22 protein-coding genes are annotated in these 21,322 nt (G+C 62.6%); 19 read left to right on the top strand and 3 right to left on the bottom strand.

The genetic code is table 11. The features are described 5' to 3' along the window. From fliM to gltX, 14 genes are all read left to right on the top strand, one after another. Positions 1-1,005, top strand: coding sequence for a flagellar motor switch protein FliM (gene fliM / locus GYH29_RS13910; protein ID WP_019099990.1), 1,005 nt, complete (start codon positions 1-3; stop codon positions 1,003-1,005). Positions 1,006-1,031: 26 nt separating this feature from the next. Beyond that, positions 1,032-1,481: a flagellar motor switch protein FliN gene (gene fliN, locus GYH29_RS13905; protein ID WP_052052186.1), complete on the top strand. Its 450-nt coding sequence runs from the start codon at positions 1,032-1,034 to the stop codon at positions 1,479-1,481. Positions 1,482-1,492: 11 nt separating this feature from the next. After that, a complete protein-coding gene (gene fliO / locus GYH29_RS13900) occupies positions 1,493-1,951 on the top strand; it encodes a flagellar biosynthetic protein FliO (protein WP_019099988.1) in 459 nt (152 codons plus the stop codon). Then, positions 1,948-2,694 carry a flagellar type III secretion system pore protein FliP gene (fliP, locus tag GYH29_RS13895; protein ID WP_039753250.1) on the top strand — a complete coding sequence of 249 codons (747 nt, stop codon included), beginning with the start codon at positions 1,948-1,950 and terminating at the stop codon, positions 2,692-2,694. Before fliO ends, fliP begins: the two co-directional genes overlap by 4 nt. A gap of 71 nt (positions 2,695-2,765) precedes the next feature. Continuing rightward, positions 2,766-3,035, top strand: a complete 270-nt coding sequence (gene fliQ / locus GYH29_RS13890) for a flagellar biosynthesis protein FliQ (RefSeq protein WP_019099986.1) — start codon at positions 2,766-2,768, stop codon at positions 3,033-3,035. Beyond that, complete coding sequence (gene fliR, locus GYH29_RS13885; RefSeq protein WP_019099985.1) at positions 3,035-3,811, top strand: flagellar biosynthetic protein FliR; 777 nt, start codon at positions 3,035-3,037, stop codon at positions 3,809-3,811. Before fliQ ends, fliR begins: the two co-directional genes overlap by 1 nt. Positions 3,812-4,037: 226 nt before the next feature. Further along, positions 4,038-4,763 (top strand): YebC/PmpR family DNA-binding transcriptional regulator, encoded by a 726-nt coding sequence (locus tag GYH29_RS13880; protein WP_019099984.1) that lies wholly within the window; start codon positions 4,038-4,040, stop codon positions 4,761-4,763. 324 nt (positions 4,764-5,087) lie between these two features. Continuing rightward, positions 5,088-5,978 (top strand): ribokinase, encoded by an 891-nt coding sequence (locus GYH29_RS13875; protein ID WP_043592950.1) that lies wholly within the window; start codon positions 5,088-5,090, stop codon positions 5,976-5,978. Beyond that, the gene (gene rbsD, locus GYH29_RS13870) at positions 5,975-6,373 is read left to right on the top strand and encodes a D-ribose pyranase (protein ID WP_019099982.1); all 399 of its coding nucleotides are present in this window, start codon (positions 5,975-5,977) and stop codon (positions 6,371-6,373) included. Before GYH29_RS13875 ends, rbsD begins: the two co-directional genes overlap by 4 nt. An 11-nt stretch (positions 6,374-6,384) precedes the next feature. Next, positions 6,385-7,878, top strand: coding sequence for a sugar ABC transporter ATP-binding protein (locus GYH29_RS13865; protein ID WP_161523974.1), 1,494 nt, complete (start codon positions 6,385-6,387; stop codon positions 7,876-7,878). Positions 7,879-7,944: 66 nt separating this feature from the next. Further along, complete coding sequence (locus GYH29_RS13860) at positions 7,945-8,883, top strand: ABC transporter permease (protein ID WP_019099980.1); 939 nt, start codon at positions 7,945-7,947, stop codon at positions 8,881-8,883. Between the two features lie 62 nt (positions 8,884-8,945). Then, positions 8,946-9,881, top strand: a complete 936-nt coding sequence (gene rbsB / locus GYH29_RS13855; RefSeq protein WP_081574954.1) for a ribose ABC transporter substrate-binding protein RbsB — start codon at positions 8,946-8,948, stop codon at positions 9,879-9,881. A 142-nt stretch (positions 9,882-10,023) separates the two neighbouring features. Next, the gene (locus GYH29_RS13850) at positions 10,024-11,055 is read left to right on the top strand and encodes a substrate-binding domain-containing protein (RefSeq protein ID WP_232060398.1); all 1,032 of its coding nucleotides are present in this window, start codon (positions 10,024-10,026) and stop codon (positions 11,053-11,055) included. A 157-nt stretch (positions 11,056-11,212) separates the two neighbouring features. Continuing rightward, positions 11,213-12,598, top strand: a complete 1,386-nt coding sequence (gene gltX, locus GYH29_RS13845; RefSeq protein WP_019101012.1) for a glutamate--tRNA ligase — start codon at positions 11,213-11,215, stop codon at positions 12,596-12,598. A gap of 214 nt (positions 12,599-12,812) precedes the next feature. Here the strand turns inward: gltX and GYH29_RS13840 are convergent, their stop codons facing one another. The 3 genes from GYH29_RS13840 to GYH29_RS13830 all read right to left on the bottom strand — a co-directional run bounded on the left by GYH29_RS13840 (position 12,813) and on the right by GYH29_RS13830 (position 17,093). Continuing rightward, the gene (locus GYH29_RS13840) at positions 12,813-13,607 is read right to left on the bottom strand and encodes a TenA family transcriptional regulator (RefSeq protein ID WP_043592960.1); all 795 of its coding nucleotides are present in this window, start codon (positions 13,605-13,607) and stop codon (positions 12,813-12,815) included. 96 nt (positions 13,608-13,703) lie between these two features. Further along, the gene (locus GYH29_RS13835; protein WP_019101010.1) at positions 13,704-16,127 is read right to left on the bottom strand and encodes a putative bifunctional diguanylate cyclase/phosphodiesterase; all 2,424 of its coding nucleotides are present in this window, start codon (positions 16,125-16,127) and stop codon (positions 13,704-13,706) included. A 456-nt stretch (positions 16,128-16,583) separates the two neighbouring features. After that, positions 16,584-17,093 carry a winged helix DNA-binding protein gene (locus GYH29_RS13830; RefSeq protein ID WP_019101009.1) on the bottom strand — a complete coding sequence of 170 codons (510 nt, stop codon included), beginning with the start codon at positions 17,091-17,093 and terminating at the stop codon, positions 16,584-16,586. A gap of 156 nt (positions 17,094-17,249) precedes the next feature. Here GYH29_RS13830 and pxpB point away from each other — a divergent pair, with 156 nt between their 5' ends. The 5 genes from pxpB to GYH29_RS13805 all read left to right on the top strand — a co-directional run bounded on the left by pxpB (position 17,250) and on the right by GYH29_RS13805 (position 21,319). Beyond that, positions 17,250-17,912, top strand: a complete 663-nt coding sequence (gene pxpB, locus GYH29_RS13825) for a 5-oxoprolinase subunit PxpB (protein ID WP_373454763.1) — start codon at positions 17,250-17,252, stop codon at positions 17,910-17,912. Then, a complete protein-coding gene (locus tag GYH29_RS13820) occupies positions 17,905-18,837 on the top strand; it encodes a 5-oxoprolinase subunit C family protein (protein ID WP_043592962.1) in 933 nt (310 codons plus the stop codon). The genes pxpB and GYH29_RS13820 overlap by 8 nt, the downstream gene beginning before the upstream one ends. Then, complete coding sequence (gene pxpA, locus GYH29_RS13815; RefSeq protein ID WP_161523973.1) at positions 18,822-19,559, top strand: 5-oxoprolinase subunit PxpA; 738 nt, start codon at positions 18,822-18,824, stop codon at positions 19,557-19,559. The genes GYH29_RS13820 and pxpA overlap by 16 nt, the downstream gene beginning before the upstream one ends. 63 nt (positions 19,560-19,622) lie before the next feature. Beyond that, complete coding sequence (locus GYH29_RS13810) at positions 19,623-20,336, top strand: DUF969 domain-containing protein (RefSeq protein WP_019101005.1); 714 nt, start codon at positions 19,623-19,625, stop codon at positions 20,334-20,336. Then, complete coding sequence (locus GYH29_RS13805) at positions 20,333-21,319, top strand: DUF979 domain-containing protein (protein ID WP_019101004.1); 987 nt, start codon at positions 20,333-20,335, stop codon at positions 21,317-21,319. The genes GYH29_RS13810 and GYH29_RS13805 overlap by 4 nt, the downstream gene beginning before the upstream one ends. Positions 21,320-21,322 lie beyond the last annotated feature (3 nt).

Raw genomic sequence — 21,322 nt, 5'->3', positions numbered from 1 at the left:
ATGGGCGACGATATTCTTTCCCAGGAAGAGGTGGATGCCCTACTCAGGGGCGTCTCCGGGGAGGATGAGGATGATGGCGGCGGCGGGGACGCGCAAGGCGTCCGCGGCTATGACATCGGTCGGCAAGAGCGCATCGTGCGCGGCCGCATGCCGACGTTGGAAATCATCAACGAGCGTTTCGCGCGCAATCTGCGCATCGGCCTGTTCAACTTTATCCGCCGCAACGCGGAAATCTCGGTTGGGCCGGTGCGGGTGCAAAAGTACAGCGAGTTCATCCGCAATCTGGTAGTGCCCACCAACCTGAACCTAGTGCATGTCAAGCCCTTGCGCGGCACCGGGCTGTTGATTTTCGACCCGGACTTGGTGTTTCTGATTGTCGACAACCTGTTCGGCAGCGACGGGCGCTACCATGTGCGGGTGGAAGGCCGCGACTTCACTCCCACCGAGCAGCGCATCATCCGCCGTTTGCTGGATGTGGTGTTCGTCGAGTGCCAGAAAGCCTGGGAGCCAGTGCATCCCATCGAGTTCGTCTATCTGCGTTCCGAAATGAACACCCAGTTCGCCAATATCGCCACGCCCACCGAGGTGGTGGTGGCGATGACTTTCCATATTGAGCTGGGCGCCGGCGGCGGCGATTTCCATATTTGTCTGCCGTATTCGATGGTGGAGCCTATCCGCGACGTGCTGTCCAGCACCATGCAGGCGGACCGCACGGAGGTGGACAATCGCTGGGTCAACCTGATGACGCATCAGGTGCAGGCGGCGGAAGTAGAATTGGTGGCGACTTTAGGCAAGACCAAGGTGACCTTGGGTCAGATTTTGAATTTGAAGAACGGCGACGTGGTGATGCTGGAGATTCCGGAGCGGGTGGAAGCCGACGTATCGGGCATTCCGGTGTTCGAAGCCAGTTATGGCACCGTGCAGGGGCGCTATGCGCTGAAGGTGGAGCAGGTGTTGGCCGGCGCGAATGATTTTCACGAGCCTCTGGGGGATAAAGAGCAATGAGCGAAGAAGAATTGCAAGCCGCGCAGATGGAGGCCGAAGCGGCCGCAGCCGCGGCAGCCGCTGCCGGCGGAGCCGGCGGCGAGGAAGAAGTGTCGATGGACGACTGGGCCGCCGCAATGGCCGAGCAGGAAGTGGTGGATTCCGCTCCAGAGCCGATGCCGGCCCAAAACCTGTTCCAAGAACTGGGTGCGAGCACCTCCGGCGCGGGCGTCCCGCAGAATCTGGACATGATTCTGGACATCCCGGTGCAATTGACCGTGGAGTTGGGCCGAACCAAGATCGCCATCCGCAACTTGCTGCAATTGGCGCAGGGGTCGGTGGTGGAACTGGACGGCATGGCCGGGGAGCCGATGGACGTGCTGGTCAACGGTTGTCTGATCGCCCAGGGTGAAGTGGTGGTGGTCAACGACAAGTTCGGTATTCGTCTGACCGATATCATCACGCCCGCGGAACGCATTCGCCGTTTGCAAAAATGACGAGGTCAGCCATGTTTGCGATGACGCGCCGTGCTGTGCAGGGCGCTTTTTATTTGGCGGCGTCCGGTCTGGCCGCTGCCGCCACGGCCACGGTAGCACCGTCTCCGGCGGCCGCGCCGTCGCCGTTCATGAGTTTGCTGCAGGTCTTGTTCGGCCTGGCTGTGGTGCTGGGCGCCATCGTCGGCATGGCCTGGCTGTTCAAACGGCTTTCCGGCGGCATGCTGGGCGCCTCCAACCGCCTGAAGGTGGTCAGCGGAACCATGGTGGGGCCTAAGGAGCGCGTGGTGATCGTGGAGCTGGAGGGGGAGTGGCTGGTGCTGGGCGTGACGCCGCAGCAAGTCAATCTGCTAAGCAAGCTGCCGCGCCCGGAAGGCGCGGAAATCGAAGCGGCGCCGGCGGCGGAGCCTTTCGCGCGCTGGTTGAAGGCGGCAATGGACAAGAGCCGCAATAGCAAGGCGGGACCGCGATGAGGCCATGTTTCCGATACGGCGCGCTGGTTTTGTTGGCGACGCCGTTGATCGCGGACGCGGCCGGCGGCTTGCCTTTGATGAGCAGCACGCCGGCGGCCGGCGGCGGGCAGAATTATTCGCTCAGCTTGCAGATGCTGCTGTTCATGACCGGGCTGACCTTCATCCCGGCGATGATGCTGATGATGACGGCTTTCACTCGCATCATCATCGTGATGTCGCTGCTGCGGCAGGCGATGGGCACCATGCAGTCGCCGCCCAACCAGGTGATCGTCGGTTTGTCGCTGTTCCTGACTCTGTTTGTGATGGGGCCGACTTTCGACCAAGTCTACGCCAAAGCCTGGGTGCCGTTCTCAGACGATAAGATCACGCTGCAACAGGCGGTGGACGAGGCCAGCAAGCCGATGAAGGCTTTCATGCTGCGCCAAACCCGGGAGAAGGACCTGGCCTTCTTCATCGAGATTTCTCAATCGGAAAAGCCGCAGACCAAGGCCGACGTATCCATGAAGACCCTGGTGCCGGCTTATGTGATCAGCGAGCTGAAAACCGCCTTCCAGATCGGCTTCATGGTGTTTATTCCCTTCCTGATCATCGATCTGGTCGTGGCCAGCATCCTGATGGCGATGGGCATGATGATGGTGTCGCCGGTGACGATATCGTTGCCGTTCAAGCTGATGCTGTTCGTGCTGGTGGACGGCTGGACCTTGCTGATGGGCTCGCTGGTGCAGAGCTTCTATACTGGCTGAGGCGGCATGACGGGGTGTGACTGGAAACGTCGCCGGGCGGGGCCCGGCGTTTTAGGCGAGGAGCGGGCGGCATGAGTCCGGAGCTGATCATCAATATCGTGCAGAACGCGCTGTACATCCTGATCATCGTCGCGGCGCCGGTGTTGCTGGTGTCGCTGTTGGTGGGTTTGCTAGTCAGCGTGCTGCAGGCGGCGACTCAGATCAACGAGATGACGCTGACCTTCATTCCCAAGCTCCTGGCGATGTTTCTGGTGCTGGTGCTGGCCGGACCGTGGATGCTGAACACGCTGATTGAGTACACCACGCGGCTGTTCCAGAGCATTCCGCACGTGATCGGCTGATGCTGAGCATTTCCGATGCGCAGATCAACGCGCTGGTGGCCATGTTCGTTTGGCCGTTCGCGCGCATCGTCGGCCTGCTGCTGGTGGAGCCGGTGTTCGCCTACCGCGGCGTGCCGCGCCGTTTCAAGGCCGGGTTCGCGCTGATCCTCACCGTGATGCTGGCGCCCTTGCTGCCCCCGTTGCCGGCGGTGCCGCTGGTATCGGCGGAGGGAATGGCCATTCTGTTGCAACAGTTGTTGATTGGCCTGTCGATGGGTTTCGTCATGCGTATCGTGATTTCCGCGGTGGAAGTGGCGGGTTTCATCATGGGTTCGCAAACCGGCTTGGGTTTTGCCATGTTCTTCGACCCGATGCACTCAGCTCAAGTGCCGGTGGTGTCGCAGCTGTTGACCCTGTTCACCTTCTTGCTATTCCTGGCCTTCGACGGTCACCAAGTGGTGTTGTCCACCTTGGTGGAAAGTTACCGGGTGCTACCGATAGGCATGAGCATGCCGGACCAGGGCATCAAGTCGCTTGCCCTGTGGGGCGGCCACCTGATCGAGTGGGGTGTCTGGCTGGCCATGCCGGTGATTGCGGCTCTGCTGATCACCAACCTGGCGATCGGGGTGATGACCCGCGCCGCGCCGCAGTTCAATATCTTCACTTTCGGTTTTCCGCTGACCCTGATGATAGGCTTCATCAGTATCTACCTGACCTTGCCAATGATGGTGCCGGTGCTGGAGCAGATGTATCGCGCCGGTTTCGAGATGATGCTGGCCATGCTCAAGGCCAAGTAGCGGCGGCCGCCGCCCCTGTCCAGACTCCAGTGGATTCGAAAAGCCTGCTGGCAGCGTTGATTCCGCGCTCGTTCGCTGTACCCCTTGTGTTTAGGCCTCTGTGCGCGGTGCGCCTTGCTCTCGAGACGCTTGCGACGGTATTCGAGGTCCCCTCAAGTTCTGATAGAATAGGCGCCAATTTTGACTGAAAGGTCCGTAGTGGACCGGACAACAGACAGAGGCAACTATGGCAGGTCACAGTAAATGGGCTAACATCCAGCACCGCAAAGGTCGTCAGGATGCCAAACGTGGCAAGATCTTTACCCGCTTGATCAAGGAAATCACCGTTGCGGCCAAGATGGGCGGCGGGGACCCCAATATGAACCCGCGCCTGCGCCTGGCGGTGGACAAGGCCAAGGCCGAGTCCATGCCCAAGGACAATATCGATAACGCGATCAAGCGCGGCACAGGCCAGTTGGAGGGCGTCGATTATGTTGAGTGCCGCTACGAGGGTTACGGCATAGGCGGCGCGGCGGTGATGGTGGACTGCCTGACCGACAACAAGACCCGCACGGTGGCCGATGTGCGCCACGCGTTCTCCAAGTACGGCGGCAATATGGGCACCGACGGTTGCGTGTCTTTCCAGTTCAGCCATTGCGGCTATCTGGTGTTCGCGCCGGGCGTGGATGAGGATGCCTTGATGGAAGCCGCGCTGGAAAGCGGGGCTGAGGATGTGGTCGCCAACGACGACGGTTCCATCGAAGTAATCACCGGTCCGTACGAGTTCTCCGACGTCAAGAGCGCGCTGGAAGCCAAGGGCTTCAAGGCGGAAATGGGCGAAGTGACGATGAAGCCGCAGAACGAGACTGAATTGTCCGGCGATGACGCCGTGCGCATGCAGAAACTGCTGGACGCGCTGGAAGACCTGGACGATGTGCAGGATGTTTACACTTCCGCGGTGCTGGACGAGTAAGAGCCTGTTCAAAGGCTTGCTCTAGTTCGCGAGATCGTAGACACGTTCTAAGCGCCGCTGCGGCGGCAGGAAAAAAGCTCCCTGAGGGGAGCTTTTTTTTGCGTCTGGACTAAGCGTCCGACGTGTAGTTGCCTCGCTACATCGAAGCGCAGCCGCCGTCAAGCGTCGCCGATGCGCTTCGTGAGGACTGTTGCATTTGCTGAACAGATTGAGTTTATCGCTTCCGGCCTGTAGGCAGCTCTGCTATAAAGCGTCAGCTGATTACGTTTTAGCAATTGATGCCGTCGACTAAGGCGCGCGTCGCTTGATAACGATGAGGAAATTATGACCCGGGTCCTGGTTGTGGGCAGCGTGAATATGGATCTGGTGGTGGAGGCGGAACGCTATCCACGGCTGGGTGAAACCTTGTTTGGCAAGCGCTTTGCGTCCTATCCGGGCGGCAAGGGCGCCAATCAGGCAGTGGCCGCCGCGCGGCTGGGCGCGCAGGTGACTTTGCTGGGCTGCGTGGGCCGCGATATGTTCGGTTCTCAGCTCAAGGAGACGTTGCAGGGCGAGGGCGTGGATATTGGTCGCCTGCGCGAAACGGACGTGGCCACCGGGCTGGCGACGATAATCTTGGCCGAGGGGGACAACGCCATCGTGGTGGTGCCTGGCGCCAACCATGAGTTGCTGCCGCAACATCTGAATCAGGACGAGCAGGCGTTTCGCGATGCCGACGTGGTTCTGGCGCAGATGGAGGTGCCGCTGGCCACGGTGGAGCGCGCGGCCGAACTGGCTCAGCGCCACGGCAAGCCTTTCTTGTTGAATCCGGCGCCGGCCCATCCGCTGCCGCCCAGCTTGCTGGAGCGCACCGCCTTGCTGACGCCGAACGAGCATGAGTTGGCGCAGGCTCTGGACGAACGGGGCGGGGACTGGCAGGCGCTGATGCGCAAACTGCCGGGAAGGGTGGCGATGACGCGTGGCAAAGACGGCGCTTATTTCTGCCGCGCCGACGGCAGCCTGCATCACCAACCCGGCTTCGTGGTGTCCGCGGTGGACACCACCGGCGCCGGCGACACCTTCAACGGCGCCTTGGCCGCGTTCTGGCCACAGGGTCTCGAGGCGGCAATGGCACTGGCCTGCGCCGCGGCGGCCTTGTCCGTGACCCGTGCGGGCGCGCAAAGCGGCATGCCGACGCTGGCCGCGCTGCAACAGATGTTGAAGGAGCAGGCATGAAGCGGCTGGGACATCTGAACCGCGATATCGCGCGGGTATTAGCCAGCATGGGTCATACCGACAGCCTGGTCATCGCCGATTGCGGCCTGCCGATTCCGCCCGGCGTAGAGTGCATAGACCTGAGCCTGCGCTTGGGCGTGCCGGAGTTCCCCAGCGTGTTGGACTCCATCCTGGCGGACTTCAAGGCGGAGCGTGCGCTGTTCGCCGCCGAGTGCCTGGAACACAGTCCGGCTGTGGAAGTGCTGGCCAACGATATGGCCGCGCACGGCGTGGCGGTGGAATACGTGCCGCATGAGGAGTTCAAGCGCCGCTGCCGCGAGGCCAAGGCGGTGATCCGTACCGGCGAATGTACGCCGTACGCCAATGTGATCCTGTATTCCGGCGTGATCTTTTGAAGGGGCGGGCAATGAAGGTAAGCATGCGCGGCATCAGCAAGGCCTTTGGTCCGGTCAAGGTGCTGGAGGAGGTGGATTTCACCGTGAAGGGCGGCGAAGTGCATGCCTTGATGGGCGAAAACGGCGCCGGAAAATCGACCCTGATGAAGATTCTATCCGGCGTGCACCAGGCCGACGCCGGAGAAGTGCTGCTCAATGATCGGCCGGTGACGATCCGCTCCACCACCGAGGCCGAGGCCCACGGCATCGCCATCATCCACCAGGAACTGAACCTGATTCCGCAGCTGTCGGTGATGGAGAACCTGTTTTTGGGACGCGAGCGCGAGCATAGCCGCTTTGGCGTGATCAATCGCGCCGGCATGCGGCGCGAGGCGAGCCAGATTCTGCAGCAGTTGGGCGCCGGACGGATCGATCCGGAGACGGAGGCCGGGCAATTGTCCATTGGTCAGCAGCAGATGGTGGAAATTGCCAAGGCGATGTCTTTGAACGCCAAGGTGCTGATCATGGACGAACCAACCGCCGCATTGACCGAGCGCGAGATTGAAGCGCTGTTCGTCTTCATGGAGCAGCTCAAGCAACGCGGCGTAGCGATTGTCTACGTGTCGCACCGGATGGAGGAGATCTTCCGTGTCTGCGACAAGATCAGCGTGTTGCGCGACGGCTGTTTCGTCGGCGAGCGTCAAATCGCCGCCACTGATTTCGACGAGGTGGTGAGGCTGATGGTGGGTCGCGAGATCGGCGACCGTTTTCCCAAGCGCGCGTGCGCGCCGGGCGCGGTGCGTTTGGAGGTGGAGCGTCTGGCCGACGACGGCAGGATTCGGGACATCGGCTTCGACGTCCGCGCGGGCGAGGTGCTGGGTGTGGCCGGGTTGATGGGCGCTGGGCGCAGCGAGATTCTCAACGTATTGTTTGGCGTCAAGCCGCGTCGGCAGGGGCGGGTGCGGCTGGATGGCGCGGAGCTGGACATCCGCCGTCCCGGTGACGCCATCGCCGCCGGCATCGCCTACGTCACGGAAGACCGCAAGAGCCAGGGCCTGGTGTTGGGCATGTCGGTGCGGGAAAACGCCACCTTGGTTCATCTGCGCCGCCACGCGCGACTGGGGGTGGTGAGCCGTCGCTCCGAGAACGAAGAGGCGCGGCGGCTGATTGAGCAATTGCGCATCCGCACCCGCGACGCTGAACTGGATGTCAAATCCTTGTCCGGCGGCAATCAGCAGAAGGTGGTGTTCGCCAAGTGGCTGGCGGAGCCGCCCAAGCTGCTGCTGCTGGACGAGCCGACGCGAGGCGTCGACGTGGGCGGCAAGGCCGAAATCTACCACATCATCAATCAACTGGCCGCCGCCGGCGTGGCCATCGTCATGGTGTCGTCCGAACTGCCGGAGGTGATGGCGATGAGCGACCGCATCCTGGTGATACACGAGGGCCGCCGGGCCGGGCTGTTTGAAGCCGCTTCGGCGACGCAGGAAGACATCATGGCCGCGGCGGCCGGCGCGACGGCGGACTGAGCGCCGCCGCGCATTGAATATTCAGGTCGCGCCCATTGGGCGCAAGCAAGGGAAACGGTAAGCAAGATGACCCCGCAACAAAAAGCAACGCTGCAAAAACTCGGGCCTTTCATCGCCCTGCTGGCGATCTGCGCCGGCTTGTCGGTGATGAGCGCCGACTTTCTGACCATGGGCAATCTGCTCAATGTGATGCGCCAGGTCTCCATCAACGCGCTGATCGCCTTCGGCATGACCCTGGTCATCCTGCTGGGCGGCATCGACCTGTCGGTGGGCTCCATCCTGGCGTTGTCGTCGGTGCTGACCGCGATGCTGCTGCAGGCCGGCGTGGATCCGCTGCTAGCCACCCTGTTGGGCATCCTGTCCGGCGCGCTAATGGGCTGCTGCAACGGTCTGGTGATCAGCAAGGGCAAGGTGGCCCCCTTCATCGCCACGCTGGCGTCGATGACGATTCTGCGCGGCCTGTCGCTGGTGGCGTCCAACGGCAGCCCGATCACCGGCTTCGGCAGCGATATGTTCTCCATGTTGGGCGGCGGCTATGTGGCCGGCGTGGTGCCGGTGCCGGTGGTGTGGATGCTGCTGATGTTCGCCGGCTTCTGGTTCATGTTGAAGAAAACCGTTTTTGGCCGCCATGTTTACGCCACCGGCGGCAACGAGGAGTCCGCGCGCCTGTCCGGCGTTAAGGTGGATCGGGTCAAGATCTGGGTCTACACCTTGTCCGGCGCGCTGTCGGCGATGGCCGGCGCGGTGCTGACTTCGCGCTTGAATTCGGCGCAACCCACCGCTGGCGCCGGCTATGAGCTGGATGCCATCGCCGCGGTGGTGCTGGGCGGCACCAGCCTGACCGGAGGCCGCGGCTGGATTGTAGGCACGCTGATCGGCGCTTTGCTGATCGGGGTATTGAACAACGGCCTGAATCTGCTGGGCGTGTCTTCGTTCTACCAGCAAGTGATCAAAGGCGTTGTGATTCTGCTGGCGGTGCTGTTGGACCGCAGCGGCAAGAAGTGAGAACGGGCCCGCCGCCGGCGGGCGCGTAGCGCAAGCGACCATTACACAAGGGGAGTTCCGATATGCAACGCTTAATCAAGCCTTTGGTTTTCAGTGTCATCGCGGCCAGTCTGATCGCCTGCACCAAGCAGGGGCCGGCCGACGGCGCGTCGGTTGGCGCCAGCGCGCCGGCCGCGGCCTCCGGCCAACCGGTAGTGGGCCTGGCGGTGTCCACGCTGAACAATCCGTTCTTCGTCTCGCTGCGCAAGGGAGCGGAAGACGAGGCGGCCAAAGAGGGTGTGCGCCTGATCACCGTGGACGCGCAGGACGATTCCGCCAAGCAGCAAGCCAGCGTTGAGGACCTGATCCAGAAGAAGGTGAGCGTGATCCTGATCAACCCCACTGACTCCTCCGCCGTCGCCAATGTGGTGAAGGAAGCGGTGAGCAAGGGCATCAAGGTGGTATCGCTGGATCGCAGCGTCAACGGCGCGGAAGTCAGCGCCCACATTGCCTCCGACAATGTGGCCGGCGGCAAGATGGCGGCCGACTTCCTGCTGCAGAAGCTGGGCGGCAAGGGCCGGCTGGTAGAGCTGGAGGGCATCCCCGGCTCCTCCGCGGCACGCGAGCGCGGCCAGGGTTTCCACGCGGTGGCGGACGGCAAGGCCGAGGTTAAGGTAGTGGCCAAGCAGCCGGCCGATTTCGACCGCGCCAAGGGCTTGTCGGTGATGGAAAACATTCTGCAGGGCAATAAGGACGTGCAAGGCGTGTTCGCTCATAACGACGAAATGGCGCTGGGCGCTTTGAAAGCAATTCAGGCCGCGGGACTGAAGAACGTTGTGGTGGTGGGCTTTGACGCCACCGCCGACGCCGTGGCTTCGGTCAAGGCGGGGGGGCTGGCCGCCACTGTGCAGCAACAGCCGGAGTTGATTGGCCAGTACGGCGTGCAGACCGCCAAGAAGCTGATCGACGGTCAGCAGGTGGAGAAATTCATCCCGGTACCTTTGAACCTGGTCAAGTAGTAAGCCGGGGAGGCCGCCATCGCTCTGGCGATGGCGGCCCGCTTGAGGTAAGGTTGCCAGCAATCGGCGGCCCCGCCCCGCGCTTGCGCAGGCCGGGGCTGTTTTGCAATCGAGTTTCGGGCGGCGGGCATGGCGCCGCCGCATGAGGAATAGGCTGTCGATGAGTGGCTACAAGCGTTTGACCATAGACGACATCGCCGAACTGGCCGGCGTGTCGCGCACTACCGCCAGCATGGTGCTCAACGGCCATGCCGAGCGTTATCGTATTTCCCGGGCGACGGTGGAGCGCGTGGAGAAGGTGGCGAGCGAGCAGCATTTCAACCCTTCGCAGTCGGCGCGCTCCTTGCGTTCGCGGCGCAGCAATTCGGTGGGGCTGGTGATTCCGGATCTGACCAACTCCGCTCACGCGGCGCTGGCCCAGGCGATGGAAGAGCTGTGCCGCCAGCGCGACTACCAGATGCTGCTGGTGACCAGTGACGAAGACCCGCGGCGCGAGGCCGAGGTCATGGCCCATCTGGCGGCGCGGCAGGTGGACGCGATGATCGTGGTGCCGTGCACGCACGAGGCCAAGTCCTACCAGAAATGGGTGCGGCGGCTGCCGCTGGTGTTTGTCGACCGCAGGGTGGACGGTAGCGGCATTCCGTCGGTGGTGACTGACGGTTGCGCCAGCGTGGAGCGGCTGGTGGGCGATGCGTTGGAGCAGGGCGTGTCTGAAGTGGTGTTCTTCGGCGGCCAAGCAGAGTTGTCGCCCAGCCGCGATCGCTTGCAAGGCTACCGCCAGGCCTTGGCGCTGCATGGCGTGGAGGAAAAGCCGGGCTGGGTGTGCCATCGAGACTACCTGCGCCGCTCCGGTTTCGAACTGATGCAGCAATGGCGGCAACAGCATCACCGCTTGCCGCAGGCGCTGTTCACCGCCTCGGTCTCTTTGCTGGAGGGCGCGCTGGCCTTCCTCAATCAGCACTGCGGCCTGGCCAACGCGCCGCTGCGCCTGCTGACCTTCGACGATCACTCCTTGCTAGACTGCTTGCCGTTGCGCGTCGACGCCATCGTGCAGGACAGCCGCGAGATGGCGGCGCGCAGCCTGGAATTGGCCTTGGCCTTGCTGGAAGGTCAGGCCCTGGCCGAGCCGGAGTTCTTGGTGCCGGCCAGTCTGCACCGGCGTTGGCCGGCTTAGAACCTGTTTGCGATCTACTTTTAGCCCGAGAGATCGTAAACACGTTCTTAAGGGGCTTGCGCTGGCAGGGAGGGCGTTTCCCACAAACCCTGGGGTTTGCTGCCGCTTCGTCAGCCGGCGTACAATAGCCGTTTTACGTTTTCGAGCCTGAGTCACCATGATCCGTACCCGTTTCGCTCCCAGCCCCACCGGTTATCTGCACATCGGCGGCGTGCGCACCGCGCTGTTTTCCTGGGCCTACGCCCGCAAGAACAAGGGCGTGTTCGTGCTGCGCATCGAAGACACTGATCTGGAGCGTTCGACGCCGGAATCGGTGAAGGCGATTCTGGACGGCATGCACTGGGTGGGCCTGGACTACGACGAAGGCCCGTTCTACCAGACCCATCGTTTCGACCGTTACAAGGATGTGATCCAGCAGCTGCTGGCCTCCGGCCACGCTTACCTGTGTTATTGCAGCAAGGACGAGCTGGAAGCGATGCGGGCAGAGCAGGAAGCGCGCGGGGAGAAGCCGCGCTACGATCGTCGCTGGCGTCCGGAAGCCGGCAAGACCTTGCCGGCGATCCCCGCGGACGTGGCTCCTGTGGTGCGTTTCAAGACCCCGCTGGACGGCGTGGTGGCGTGGGACGACGCGGTCAAGGGCCGCATCGAGATCGCCAATCAGGAACTGGACGATCTGATTATCGCCCGTCCGGACGGCAGTCCGACCTATAACTTCTGCGTGGTGGTGGACGACTGGGATATGCAGATCACCCACGTGATACGCGGCGATGATCACGTCAACAACACTCCACGCCAGATCAATATCCTGAAGGCTTTGAACGCGCCGCTGCCGGTTTACGGCCATCTGCCCATGATCCTCAACGAGGACGGCCAGAAGATGTCCAAGCGCCGCGACGCGGTCAGCGTGGTGGACTACGCCGACAAGGGCATTTTGCCGGAAGCGCTGCTGAACTACCTGGCGCGCCTGGGCTGGGGCCACGGCGACGACGAGTTCTTCAGCATGGAGCAGTTCGTCGAGTGGTTCAGCCTGGAGGCGGTGAGCGCGTCCGCCAGCCGCTTCAATCATGAAAAATTCATGTGGCTGAACGCCCAGCACATCAAAACCGCCGACAACGGCCGCCTGGCCGAACTGATCGCGCCGCGTTTGGCCGCCGCCGGCGTCGAGCTGTCCGGCGGGCCTGCCATCGAGGACGTGATCGCTCTGGTCAAGGAACGGGTGCAGGATTTGAACGCGCTGGCGCTGGAAGTGGACTACTTCTATCGCAAGCGGGAAGCCGCGGCGGCCGACGTGGACAAGCATTTGTCCGGCGACAGCGTGGCGCGCATGGGGCGTTTCGCCGACAAGCTGGCGAGTTTGGACACCTGGTCCGCGGAAGCCATCCACGAACTGTTCAAGCCTTTCTGCGCGGAAGAGGGCATTAAGATGGGTCAGCTGGGCATGCCGCTGCGGGTGCTGGTATGCGGCACCACGCAGACCCCTTCGGTGGACGCGGTGCTGGCCTTGATCGGCAAGGATGAGGTGTTGCGTCGCCTGCGCGGCTAAACCGTTCCATAGAGGCAAAGTAAACCGCCCTGCAAGTTTTGACTTGTGGGGCGGTTTGTTTTACGACGGGCGCTGTATGCGTTCATTGCCTGCTGCGCGGGGGCGGTTGTGCTTGGCGAGTACGGTTGCGGGATGTTTGCGCCGGTCTTGCGCGTCCCTCCTTTTCAGCCCCAAAGCTTTGTCCGTCCTGTGCTGGCGAGGCTTTGAGCAGTCTTCAGGCCAGCGCCGGCTCCGCGCAGGCGCGCGCGCAAGTTTCTGGCACGGGCTGGCTCATGTAATGATCCAGCAGTAGGCGCATGTAGCGGTGGCTCTGACAGATCGCGTGACGCAGTTCCGCCACTTGCCGCGAGCTTGGGTCTTCGCCCACCAGAGTGACGATGATTTCCAACGCCTCCCACGGGTGCTCGTCGTCGTAATGCGCGTGCAGCGCCAGCCACTTCATCGCTTTGGCGCGCTTTTCCTTGGGAAACTGCCGGGCGTAATCCTCCTTGGAGCAGACGGCGGCGCACCATTCTCCAGTGGCGCCTTCGATCGCATAGTTGGTGGCCGCCATCGCCACCTCCAGCGATTCACGCTCGCAGACCTGATGGCACCAGTGGCTGAGGCTCAGTGTTTCCAGCGCCTGGGGGTTGCGCAGCAGGCTGTCGGCGTCCACGCCGGACGCCGCGGCCCATTGCACCCAGTGGTCTGCGTGGTTTTGCTCCACGCGGATATTGCGGATCAGGTAGCGGCGCGCCATATCGTGGCCGCGATGCTGGCCATAGCGCACTTTCAGCAGGTTTTTGGCCATGTATTGCGGAAACTGTTCGATCACAGGCCAGCCGCCGCGCAGAAAGGCCTGGTGGACGGCGACGGGCAGCACGCCGTCGCGCATCTGCCGGAACAGCTCGTGCTCCACCACCTGGCGCTTGAAGACGTCGCAGTGACGCACCATCTCCCGTGTCCATTCCGGATAGCTGTGGAGGTCCATCAGCGGGCCGCTCCTGACAAAACCGATCTCTTTACTCATCGTGTCCCCTTTCCTTAGAAGCAAGGCCGGGCCAAGCCGGCCAGACGCGGCGGCCTCCCGGCCGCCCTGATCCGGCCTGACAATCAGGCCGGTAGCCTATTGCTGTCGCATTCGGCGGTCGCCTCGCGCATGGCGGAAGCCGAAGGGCTCCGGCCGGCTCAGGTGGAAGCCCTGGGCGTAGTCCACGCCCAGTTTGCGCAACTCGGCCACGATTTCGGGCGTGTCCACGAATTCGGCGATGGTGCGTTTACCGGTGACGTGGCCGATGTGATTGATCATCTCCACCATGGCGTGGTCTATCGGGTCTGTCACCATCTCGCGGACAAAGCTGCCGTCGACTTTCAGGAAGTCCACCGGCAAGTGCTTCAGGTAAGCGAAGGAAGACATGCCGGTGCCAAAATCGTCCAGCGAGAACAGGCAGCCGATTCGGCGCAGTTCGTGGATTAGCCGCTGTGCGGCTTCCAAGTTGGCGATGGCGTTGGTCTCTGTGATTTCGAAGCAGATCAGTTCCGGTGGGACGCCGCTGCGTTGGAACTGCTGCTGCACGAAGGCGAGGAAGCCGTCGTCGCACAGGGTGGAGCCGGATAGATTGATCGCGCAGTGTCTAATGTCCTGATTGCCGGCGCGGCGCAGGAGCGCCAGTTCCTGAAACACTTTTTCCACCACGATGCGATCGATTTCGGTCATCAGGCCATAGCGCTCGGCGATTGGCACGAACAAGCCTGGGGGCACCTGGCTGCCGTCGTCGGCGTTGAGGCGCAGCAGCACCTCGACATAGCGTCCGCGCTCCGGATGGGCGGCCAGCGGGACGATGTCCTGAGCGTACAGGGTGAAGCTGTCGTCGCGCAGGGCTTGGCGCAGCCGCTGCACCCAGTCCATCTCGTGAAAGCGCGCCGACACTTCGGAATTGTGAGGAATGTGCAGTTGGATGCGATTGCGGCCTTTTTCCTTGGCCATGTAGCAGGCGATGTCGGCCGAACGCATCACCTCGGCCAGCGAGGTGTCGGCGTCGGACACGCAGACCAGGCCGATGCTGGCGCTGATGGAAAATTGGTTGCCTTCCCACTGGAAGCTGCACTCCATGATGGCCTGGCGCAGATTATTGGCCTTGGCGATGGCGGATTCCACCGAGCTGTTGCCGAGTAAGACGCCGAACTCGTCGCCGCCCAACCGCGCCAGCGTGTCCGAGGCGCGTAGGCGCCGCGCCACAGAGCGGCTGATCTGGCACAGGAGTTCGTCGCCGGCGGCGTGGCCGTAGGTGTCGTTGATCAGTTTGAATTGGTCCAGATCGATGAACATCAACGCCAGCGACGCCTCGGCTTGGTCCAGTTGCTTGATCGCCTTGATGGCGCGGGTTTCGAACTCCCTGCGGTTGACCAGGCCGGTCAGCGCGTCGTGGCTGGCCTGCCAGGACAGTTCGTTGATGTATTGCTGCTCCGCGGTATTGTCATGCAGTACCAGTACGATGCCGTATTGCTCGCCGTGGCGGTCGCGAATCGGCGCGGCCACCAAGCTGACCTGAAGCGGGATCGCGTTGTGGCGCAGCATGTTCAGCTTGGGATAGGTGCGGCTGGTTTCGTCCTGGCGGCAAAGCTCGGCGAAGCTCAGCGCGCTGTCGGTTTCTTGCCCCTGTTTGATCAGGCTGAGCAGTTCGTCGAAGTGCAGGCCCAGGCTTTCCGTCCCTAAGTGGCTCAGCATGTGTTTGGCGCTGTGGTTCAGATAGATCACCGCGCCTTGCATGTTCAGTGTGATCACCGCGTCGCCTATCGATTGCAGCGTGATCTCCGCGCGTTGCTGCTCCGCTTGCAAGGCGGCTTTGTAATTGTCTGAAGCCTGTATCAACCGGCGGATCTGCAAAATGGTCAGCAACACCAGCAGCATCCCGGCGATCAGATTGGCGCTCCAGACCGCTTGGCTTACCTCGCGGGAGGCGTTGCCCAGCACGCGGGAAAAGCCTTGGGCTGGCGCTTTCACCGCTTCGTTGATTTCGGCGATCTGAGAAGTGAGGGCGGCTTTGTCTGCCTGGCTCAAGGAGCCGTCGGCGTAGCCTTGGCGCAACTGCTCGCCTATGGTCTGAATTTCCTGCAGGTAGTAATCGCCAATTTTCCAATAGCGGATGGCTTCGGCCAGGTAGCTGATGCGGTGAAACCACAGATAGGCGCGGATGATGTTTTCAATGTCGTCTGGATGGTTGCCGCCGTCCAGGAAGCCTTGGCGCGCGGTATCCAGATCCGGCGGTTTGCGATCCAGCGCCAGCCGGGCCCGGTGGTCGCCCAGCTGGATGGAGATCGCCAGCCGGTAGCGTTGGAAATCGTGGTCGGACCCGGTCTGGGCGTAGCGGGTCAAATGGTAGATGGAGTCCTTCTGCGCTTTCGACCATAAGCCTTCCCCCGCCACGTAGGCTCGGGCGGTGGAAACCACATAGAGGCTGAACGCGCTTAGCGCTACCTGCATGACGACGATGAGCAGGAAGGGCAGCACGACAAAGAGCAACTGTCGGTTGGCGGTATTCGACCTCATGGCGGTTCCGGCTGATGAATATGGTAACTATGCGGCTAATGGTCCCCATCAAGCGCCGACGCCGACGTCTCTGGCCCGAGCGGCGAGCCGACGCCGCGGTTGAATTCGGAGCCGGCCTGTCGCGGCGCGCCCGCCGACGGGCGGTAGTTCACCGGTCTAAGTGCTGGTGTATGGCGTTTTTATCATCCCATTCGAAATTATTCAATGTTTTTGACAACTATATCGAATGTTTATTTTAGATGAGAAGGTTTGATAATAAATGAATAGCCTAATTTCTCTGGGCTTGCCGTTGGCGTGATTGGATTTGCGCCTGGGTACGGGAAGAGTCTGCGTCTGCGAGACACGGAGAGGCCAGCGGCAAGAGCGGCGTTCGCCGTAAGGTAGCGGGGCAAGCTTGGACCACGTTAGCCGCGCGAGTTTTTCTCCACGCGCGGCGGTTCGCAGATCAACCAGCGCTTACATAGAGGCCGCGTCGCGCGAGGCCTGATCGTAGAGGCCGGCCAGCATGCGCAGCAGTTGGGCGTTGTCGCCGATATCGGCCTGTTGGCCGCCGTTGTCGATCAGCGCGTTGATCAGGCATTGCTCGCGCACGTCGCGGTAGCGCTGGCACAGTTCAATGCCGGCCTGGGTCGTGGCGAACAAGGCTTCCTTGCCCACTTTTTCGCTGCCGACATAGCCCATTTTCACCAGCTTCTTCAGCGCGTAGGACACCACATGAGTGTCCTCGATGTTCAGCACGAAGCAGATGTCCGCCAATTTCTTGCTGCGGCCGCGGTGGTTGACGTGATGCAGCAGGGACACTTCCATCGCGGTCATATCGCTCTCTCCAGCGGCTGTCATGCAGCGGGTCATCCAGCGATTGAAAGCGTTGTTGGCCACGATCAAGCCGAATTCGAACTCGGATAGCTCGGCGCAACGCTCGGAGACTAGATGCGATGAGGAGACGATGTTGCGTTGAGCGTTCATGGACGGGTCCGGAGACGAAGTGGCTTGGCCGACCAGTATAACAAAACGTCATTTGCGCTGGACATAGCCAATAAATACAAATAATTTATAGATGTTTTATCAGCAAAATAACAGATACACGCACCGCGAGACGGGCGGCTGCAAATGGAGAATGGTTTGGCATCGAACTCAATGCGCTATTACCTGCTGGGCGAGCGGGCCGCTGTATTGGAAAGCGTTAGGCCGGCCGATCTGGCGTGTCAGCGACGCATTTGGTGGCTGGCGCAAACCTTGACGGGCGCGCCAGGGCTGACCGACGTGGTGCCCGGCATGAACAATCTCACCCTGATCTTCGACCCGGACGCCGGCGACGGCGAGGCTTGGCTGGGGCGCTTGCGCCGCGGCTGGGCGGAAGCGCAAGAGGCCGCGCCGCGTGTGCGGCGGGTGGATGTGCCGGTGCGCTACGGAGGTCGCCACGGTCCGGATCTGGCGGTGGTGGCGGCGCATGCCGGCTTGAGTGAGGCGGAAGCGGTTGCCGCTCATGCTTCGGCGGACTACGTGGTGTACTTCCTCGGTTTTCAACCCGGCTTCGCCTATATGGGGGGACTGCCCGAGCGTTTGGCCACGCCGCGGCGCGCAGAGCCCAGGCTGGCGGTGCCGGCCGGCTCAGTGGGCATTGGCGGCGGGCAGACCGGCATCTATCCAGCGACCAGTCCCGGCGGCTGGCAGATCATAGGCCGGACTCACCTGACATTATTCGATTCGCGACGCGCGGAGCCGTCTCTGTTGCTGCCGGGCGACTGCGTGCGCTTTGTGCCGCGGGAGGACGGAGATGATTGAAATTACGCAGGCCGGCATTCAAAGCACGGTACAGGATTTGGGCCGGCGTGGTTTGCGTCACCTCGGCGTCGCGCAGAGCGGAGCGCTGGACGCGCCGGCGCTGATCATGGCCAACCGTCTGCTGGGCAACGCCGCGGACGCGGCTGGCATCGAGGTGGCTTTAGGGCCGTTTGGCGCCCGCTTTCTGCGCGATGGCTGGTTCGCGTTGATGGGGTCGGACTTCGGCGCGGAGCTGGACGGCGAGCCGGTGTGGAGCGGCTGGCGCTATCCGGCCCGCGCGGGTCAGCATTTGCTCTTGCGCGGCTGCCGTCACGGCATGCGCGCTTATCTCGCCTTTGCCGGCGGCATCGACGCGCCTCTGGCTCTGGGCGCGCGCGCCACCGATCTGCAAGCAGGTTTTGGCGGCTGGATGGGGCGGGCGCTGGAGGCCGGGGACCGATTGCCCTTGGGGCCGGCGCTTGCGCTGTCTGGCCGGCTGGGCCGGCGCAATCTTGGCTGGACGCCGTTGTTGCGCGCCTTGCCGGGCCCGGAGTGGCAGCAGTTCTCCCGAGTGGCGCGACAGGCGTTCAGCGAGAGCGAGTGGACGGTGTCCGCGCAGAGCAATCGCATGGGCTATCGCTTACAGGGCGAGGCCTTGGCGCGGGAGGCCGCCGGAGATTTGCCGTCCCACGGGGTTCTCCCCGGCGTAGTGCAGGCGCCGCCGGGCGGTCAGCCCATTGTTTTGCTGGCGGACGCGCAGGCGACGGGAGGCTATCCGCGCATCGCCTGCGTGATTGAAGCGGATTTGTGGAAGCTGGCGCAAGCGCGGCCGGGGGCCAAGCTGCGTTTCGAGATGGTGGACGCGCAACAGGCGGCGGCGGCGCGCTTACGTCTGCGGCAGTGGTTGCAGGGACAGGATTGGAGTCAGGCATGCAGATCGATTTGAACGCCGACATCGGCGAGGGTTGCGGCGACGACGCGGCGATCATGGACCAGGTCAGCTCGGTGAACATCGCCTGCGGCTGGCATGCGGGCGACGCCGAAACCATGTGGCGAGCGGTGCGGGACGCGACGCGACGCGGGGTGGCGCTGGGTGCCCACCCAGGCTTTCCCGACCGCGAGCATTTTGGCCGAAAGACGATGCAGCGCGCGCCGGAACGGGTATATCAGGACGTGCTGCACCAAGTGGGCGCGCTGGAGGCGATGGCCCGGGCAGCCGGAACGCGACTGCGCCACGTCAAGCCGCACGGCGCGCTGTACAACCAGGCGGCGCGCGATCCGGCGCTGGCCGACGCCATCGCCCGCGCGGTGAGGGATTTCGATCCCGAACTGCGGCTGGTGGGTTTGGCCGGCGGAGAGTCCGGCCGCGCCGCGAGGCGTCACGGCTTGCAAGCGATAGAAGAAGTGTTCGCCGACCGCGCTTATCTGGCCGACGGCAGTCTGGCGCCGCGCGGAATGCCGGGCGCGGTGATCGAGGATGCGGAGCAGGCTTTGCGCCAGACCCTGGAGCTGGTGTTGCGAGGACGAGTGGCCACGCTGGACGGCGGGGAGTTGGAGATTCGCGCCGACAGCGTTTGCCTGCACGGAGATGGCGCGCACGCGCTGGAGTTCGCGAGGTTGTTGCGTCGGCGCTTGGAACAGGAGGGCGTTGGCATCATGGCTTTGTGAGCCTTATCCGGAAACTAGAGCCGTCCGCAGGCGGCCATTTCCATCATACAAAGGAGAAACTGCATGGATCTTGCATCCTACCTGCCCCTGGTGGGCATTCCCGTGGTTGTGGCGGGCTTCGCGTTGCGCTTCAATCCGCTGCTGGTGGTCACCGCCGCAGGTCTGAGCACAGGCCTGGCGGTCGGCATGGATCTGGGCGCGCTGTTGGAAACCTTCGGCGAAAAATTCCTCAATAGCCGTCAATTGGCCACCTTTATTCTGATCCTGCCGGTGATCGGCCTGTTGGAGCGTTATGGCCTGAAAGAACGCGCACAGCAATGGATAGCCGGCATTCGCAGCGCCACCACCGCGCGCATCCTGATGCTGTACTTCGTGGTGCGCGAGCTGACCGCCGCGCTGGGTCTGATCAATCTAGGCGGCCACGCCCAAACTGTGCGCCCTTTGCTGGCGCCGATGGCCGAGGGTGCCGCGGCCAATCAGCTGGGAGAGCTGCCGCCGGTCTTGCGCGACCGCATCCGCGCCCATGCCGCCGCCTGCGACAATATCGCGGTGTTTTTCGGCGAGGACATCTTCATCGCCTTTGGCGCGGTGTTGTTGATGGATGCCTTCCTCAAGGAAAACGGCATCGCCAATATCGAACCGCTGCACATCGGCCTGTGGGCGATTCCCACCGCCGTCAGCGCGTTGATCATCCATATGGCGCGCTTGGCGCGGCTTGACGCCAGATTGCAAAGCGATATCGCCGCTTGGCGCGCTCAACAGGAGGCTGCGGCATGAAGGCATGGTTCAGCATCAATGACATTTATTATCTGATTGGCATTGTGGTGATGCTCTTGGTGGGCATGACGCTGCGCGACCGCGGCAATCCCAAGCGCTATACCACCGCCTTGTTCTGGTTCTTGTTCGGTTCCACCTTTTTGTTCGGCGACTTGATAACGGCGGTTCTGGGCAAGGATATGGCCTATCGGCTGGTGGGCCTCATCGTGATCGCGCTTGCCCTGTTGGCCGGAGCCGGCTGTTTGGCGTCCGGCAGTTATAGCCAAAGCAGCGATCAGCAGCGACGGGAGGCCGCCAGCCGCCTGGGCAACAAGATTTTCCTGCCCGCCTTGTTGATTCCGCTGTTGACTGTGGCTTGCACGGTGTTGCTGAAGGATGTCGGGATTGGCGGCGAGGCCTTGTTGGATCAGAAGCATTTGACCCTGGCCGCCTTGGCGGTGTCCTGCGTCTGCGCGCTGTTGCTGGGATGGAAGCTGACTGGAGGCACCCCGCTGCAGGCGGTGCGCGAATCGCGTCGTCTAGTGGACTCCATTGGTTGGGCCGCCATCCTGCCGCAAATGCTGGCGATGCTGGGAGGGGTGTTCGTCGCCGCCAAGACTGGCCAGGCGGTGCAAGAGGTGGTGGGCCTGTTTGTTGATCCGGACAACCGTTTTCTGCTGGTGGCGATCTATTGTATCGGCATGGCCCTGTTCACCATGATCATGGGCAACGCCTTCGCGGCTTTTCCAGTGATGACTGCCGGCATCGCGCTGCCTTTTCTGATCGTCGGCCATCACGCCGACGCGGCGCCGCTGGTGGCGATAGGCATGTATTCCGGCTATTGCGGTACGCTGATGACGCCGATGGCGGCCAATTTCAATATCGTGCCGGCGGCCTTGCTGGAGCTGAAGGACCGATATCTGGTGATCAAGACCCAGATTCCCACCGCGCTGGCTTTGCTGGGCGTGAATATCCTATTGATGTATTTCATTGTGTTCCGTTGAGGA

The sequence above is a fragment of the Chromobacterium haemolyticum genome, from assembly GCF_009936155.1.
Classification (GTDB): domain Bacteria; phylum Pseudomonadota; class Gammaproteobacteria; order Burkholderiales; family Chromobacteriaceae; genus Chromobacterium; species Chromobacterium haemolyticum.
Note: the sequence above shows the minus strand (reverse complement) of the source record. Positions and strands in the feature narration are given on the sequence as shown.

What these genes read in the sequence shown, in the direction of transcription:
- GYH29_RS13810 (WP_019101005.1), top strand. Translation starts at nt 19,623, where the DNA reads ATGGATCTTGCATCCTACCTGCCCCTGGTGGGCATTCCCGTGGTTGTG.
- pxpA (WP_161523973.1), top strand. Translation starts at nt 18,822, where the DNA reads ATGCAGATCGATTTGAACGCCGACATCGGCGAGGGTTGCGGCGACGAC.
- GYH29_RS13835 (WP_019101010.1), bottom strand. Translation starts at nt 16,127, where the DNA reads ATGAGGTCGAATACCGCCAACCGACAGTTGCTCTTTGTCGTGCTGCCC.
- GYH29_RS13865 (WP_161523974.1), top strand. Translation starts at nt 6,385, where the DNA reads ATGAAGGTAAGCATGCGCGGCATCAGCAAGGCCTTTGGTCCGGTCAAG.
- fliM (WP_019099990.1), top strand. Translation starts at nt 1, where the DNA reads ATGGGCGACGATATTCTTTCCCAGGAAGAGGTGGATGCCCTACTCAGG.
- GYH29_RS13850 (WP_232060398.1), top strand. Translation starts at nt 10,024, where the DNA reads ATGAGGAATAGGCTGTCGATGAGTGGCTACAAGCGTTTGACCATAGAC.
- fliN (WP_052052186.1), top strand. Translation starts at nt 1,032, where the DNA reads ATGGAGGCCGAAGCGGCCGCAGCCGCGGCAGCCGCTGCCGGCGGAGCC.
- rbsB (WP_081574954.1), top strand. Translation starts at nt 8,946, where the DNA reads ATGCAACGCTTAATCAAGCCTTTGGTTTTCAGTGTCATCGCGGCCAGT.
- fliQ (WP_019099986.1), top strand. Translation starts at nt 2,766, where the DNA reads ATGAGTCCGGAGCTGATCATCAATATCGTGCAGAACGCGCTGTACATC.
- GYH29_RS13860 (WP_019099980.1), top strand. Translation starts at nt 7,945, where the DNA reads ATGACCCCGCAACAAAAAGCAACGCTGCAAAAACTCGGGCCTTTCATC.
- gltX (WP_019101012.1), top strand. Translation starts at nt 11,213, where the DNA reads ATGATCCGTACCCGTTTCGCTCCCAGCCCCACCGGTTATCTGCACATC.
- GYH29_RS13830 (WP_019101009.1), bottom strand. Translation starts at nt 17,093, where the DNA reads ATGAACGCTCAACGCAACATCGTCTCCTCATCGCATCTAGTCTCCGAG.
- fliO (WP_019099988.1), top strand. Translation starts at nt 1,493, where the DNA reads ATGTTTGCGATGACGCGCCGTGCTGTGCAGGGCGCTTTTTATTTGGCG.
- rbsD (WP_019099982.1), top strand. Translation starts at nt 5,975, where the DNA reads ATGAAGCGGCTGGGACATCTGAACCGCGATATCGCGCGGGTATTAGCC.
- fliR (WP_019099985.1), top strand. Translation starts at nt 3,035, where the DNA reads ATGCTGAGCATTTCCGATGCGCAGATCAACGCGCTGGTGGCCATGTTC.
- GYH29_RS13875 (WP_043592950.1), top strand. Translation starts at nt 5,088, where the DNA reads ATGACCCGGGTCCTGGTTGTGGGCAGCGTGAATATGGATCTGGTGGTG.
- fliP (WP_039753250.1), top strand. Translation starts at nt 1,948, where the DNA reads ATGAGGCCATGTTTCCGATACGGCGCGCTGGTTTTGTTGGCGACGCCG.
- GYH29_RS13840 (WP_043592960.1), bottom strand. Translation starts at nt 13,607, where the DNA reads ATGAGTAAAGAGATCGGTTTTGTCAGGAGCGGCCCGCTGATGGACCTC.
- GYH29_RS13880 (WP_019099984.1), top strand. Translation starts at nt 4,038, where the DNA reads ATGGCAGGTCACAGTAAATGGGCTAACATCCAGCACCGCAAAGGTCGT.
- GYH29_RS13805 (WP_019101004.1), top strand. Translation starts at nt 20,333, where the DNA reads ATGAAGGCATGGTTCAGCATCAATGACATTTATTATCTGATTGGCATT.
- GYH29_RS13820 (WP_043592962.1), top strand. Translation starts at nt 17,905, where the DNA reads ATGATTGAAATTACGCAGGCCGGCATTCAAAGCACGGTACAGGATTTG.